The following is a 2,778-nucleotide window of genomic DNA, read 5'->3' as shown; positions in this document are numbered from 1 at the left end:
AGGAAGCAAACAGCCTCGGCCTCACCATCCGCTTCGACCCGATCGTAGAACCCGTAACCGCCTGACCAGCACCAACTCTCTTCTTTTCGTGTCAGGGTTTCAGGTGTCCAGTCATTTGCAACGGCTCATGAAACACCGTTCGGCCTGCTCGCACCTCAGCCTCTGCCGTGTTTCATAGGCGACCGCCTATGAAACAGTGGGGTGGCGGGCGGACCTCCGGTTCTTCGAGCGTAGGGGTCCGTCTCGGCCTGGTCATCCACCGATCATCTTGGCTGCGCTGGGATGCCGAGCGTCCAGCAGAGGAAGCTCAGCTCGTCGACGTCCTGCTCGATGAGGGCCGACAGGGTGGTTCCTCCGCCGTGGTCGGAGTCACGCAGCGGCACCAAGAGGTAGGGGCCGCCTTGCGGGGCGTCGGTTTGGAGGGCCGCGATCATCTTGAGCGGGTCGTATGGCGGGACGGTGCGGTCGTTGAGTGCCGTTGCGATCGCGATCACCGGGTAGCGGTGGTCTGGCCGTACGTTGTGGTAGGGCGAGTAGGCGGCGAGGTAGGCGCACTCGTCGGGGTCATCCGGGGAGCCGTATTCAACGGTGGCGCCGCTGAGGTTGGGGAAGGTGGGAAAGCGCAGCATGTCGAGCAGCGGCGCGCGGCAGTAGACGGCGCCGAACGCTTCGGGCGCCTGCAGTGCGGTGACGGCGACCAGCAGGCCGCCGTTGCTGTTGCCGCGCGAGGCGATCCTGTCGGGGGTGGTCCATCCGGTGTTGACCAGATGGCGGGCCGCGGCGATGTAGTCGTCGAAGGCGTTCTGCCGGCGCATGCCGACGGCTGCCTCGTGCCAGGTGCGGCCGTATTCGCCGCCGCCGCGTATGTTGGAGTGGGCCAGCACTCCGCCGAGCTTGAGCCAGGCGGCGCTGACGGCTGAGAAGCGCGGTTCTACGGGGATGTTGAAGCCTCCGTAGCCGCTGAGCCGGACCGGTCGCCGTCCGTCGCGCGGCAGGTCGGTGCGGTAGACAAGAAACATCGACACGGGGGTGCCGTCGGCTGACTCGTACCAGACCTGTTGCGTGGTGTACACCGTCGGGTCGAGGCCGGCATCGGGTACGTGGTAGGGCTCCAGTCGGTCCTGCGTGTAGTCGTACTTGTAGACCGACGGCGGCTGCACGAACGAGGTGAAGGCCACCCACACGTCGTCGCCGTGCCAGGAGCCGGTGACCCCACTGACGACGCCCACCCCCTCGTTCCGGTTGACCGAGCCAAGGGACGGGAGCGCCAGGTCCCGCAGATGAGTGCCGTCCTTGGCGTAGACGGCCACCCGGTGCGAGGCGGCGTGCGAGTAGACAGCGTAGAGGCGGCCTCCGATCCCGGTGACGGTCTGCAGAATGTCCGGGCCTTCTCGGATGAGCGTGCACCATGAGGTCGGGTCGGTGAGGGGAGCAATGCACAGGCGTCCGCGCGGCGCGTCGAGGTCGGTCCACACGAGCACCGAATCGTCGATCACCTGCACCTGGTTGACCGACCGCATTCCGGTGGCCACCGGAATCAGCTCGTCGTCGGTGAGACGCAGCAAAGTGACGTCGTTGGCGTGCACGAAGTCCCACACGGTGATGACGGCGTACCGGCCGCACTCGCTGGCGTCCACGGTGCACCAGTGGTCCTTGTCGCGATCGTCCCCGAAGACCTTGCGGGCCGGGGTGTCCGAGCCGATCTGGTGCTCGTAGACGGCGTGCCAGTACGCTTGCTCGTCGGGTGGGACCTCGCCGGGCTCGGGGTAGGCGGTGTAGAAGAAGCTGGACGAATCGGGTCGCCAGGCGACCGAGCCGTGGTCGGTGCCGCGTAGTCGGTCGGGTAGCAGCTGGCCGGTCTCGACGTCGAGGACATGGATCACCGCGTCGTGGGTGCTGCCACTGGCCCGGCCGAATGCCACCAGGGTGCCATCGGGGGACGGCTGGGCGAACACCAGGACGTCGCCGGCCGGCCAAGCGCCCGGGTCGATCACGGTTTCTGAAGGGGCACTGGTCGAACGGCGCATCACCAGGGCGGACTTCTCGTCGTCGGCACCGGCTTGCCAAAAGAAAGTGCGCCCGTTCCGGCCCGCAGGGAGCGGTGGGGACAGCCGCGCGTAGCGAGCGGAACGGGCGACGGCAGCACGCAGACCGTCGCGTCCGGGGACGCTGTCGAGCACCGTGCGGGTGACCGCCTCCTGGGCAGCGATCCAGTCGACCGTCTCGCCGTCGTCGAGCCGTTCCAGCCAGACATACGGGTCCTCGTAGCGCCGGCCATGCAGCGTGTACCCGCCCTCAGAGGCGCGGCGAGTCGGGGGGACCTCCACAGGCAGCGTTGGCCTCACCATCAGGTGCCTCTCTTTTCGGACCAGCACGGTCCCGGGAGTTAGCCGGACAAAAACGATCTACAAGCCAAGCAAACGCTCCGGCACCGCGCATGAGTAACCTTCGCTCGTTCTGCACCCTCAGACAGTCATCGCTTGTCCAGAGGGGACCGTTCGGCAGCATCAACTGTGGCGCGGGGGCCGGGCACTGTCACGGCTGGCCCCAGGTCGAGGCGCTTGTCCATGTCGAGGCGGAAGGTGCCGTACGGGTTGACGTTGGACCAGAACAGGGCGGTCAGGCCGCGCCGGTCCTCATGGTCTTTGGTGGAGATACGCGCGGTAGCGCCGGGGCATGCCCCGGCGAGAGGCCGGCCAGGGACTTCTCGCACTGGATGGTCCTGCGTAGATCGCTGCACCCCAACCGGCGCGGCAAGGACGGACAACTCCACCGAGA

Annotated in this window: 2 protein-coding genes; both read right to left on the bottom strand. The window is 67.2% G+C overall.

From position 1 onward, the window contains the following. Positions 1-263 precede the first annotated feature (263 nt). Entirely contained in the window at positions 264-2,348 is a 2,085-nt protein-coding gene (locus ABZT03_RS43605; protein ID WP_356049789.1) for a prolyl oligopeptidase family serine peptidase, read from the bottom strand. Between the two features lie 125 nt (positions 2,349-2,473). Then, the coding region (locus tag ABZT03_RS43600) for a hypothetical protein (protein WP_356049788.1) at positions 2,474-2,778 on the bottom strand (305 nt) is incomplete at its 5' end.

The sequence above is a fragment of the Streptomyces sp. NPDC005574 genome (assembly GCF_040605435.1).
GTDB lineage: Bacteria > Actinomycetota > Actinomycetes > Streptomycetales > Streptomycetaceae > Streptomyces.
Note: the sequence above shows the minus strand (reverse complement) of the source record. Positions and strands in the feature narration are given on the sequence as shown.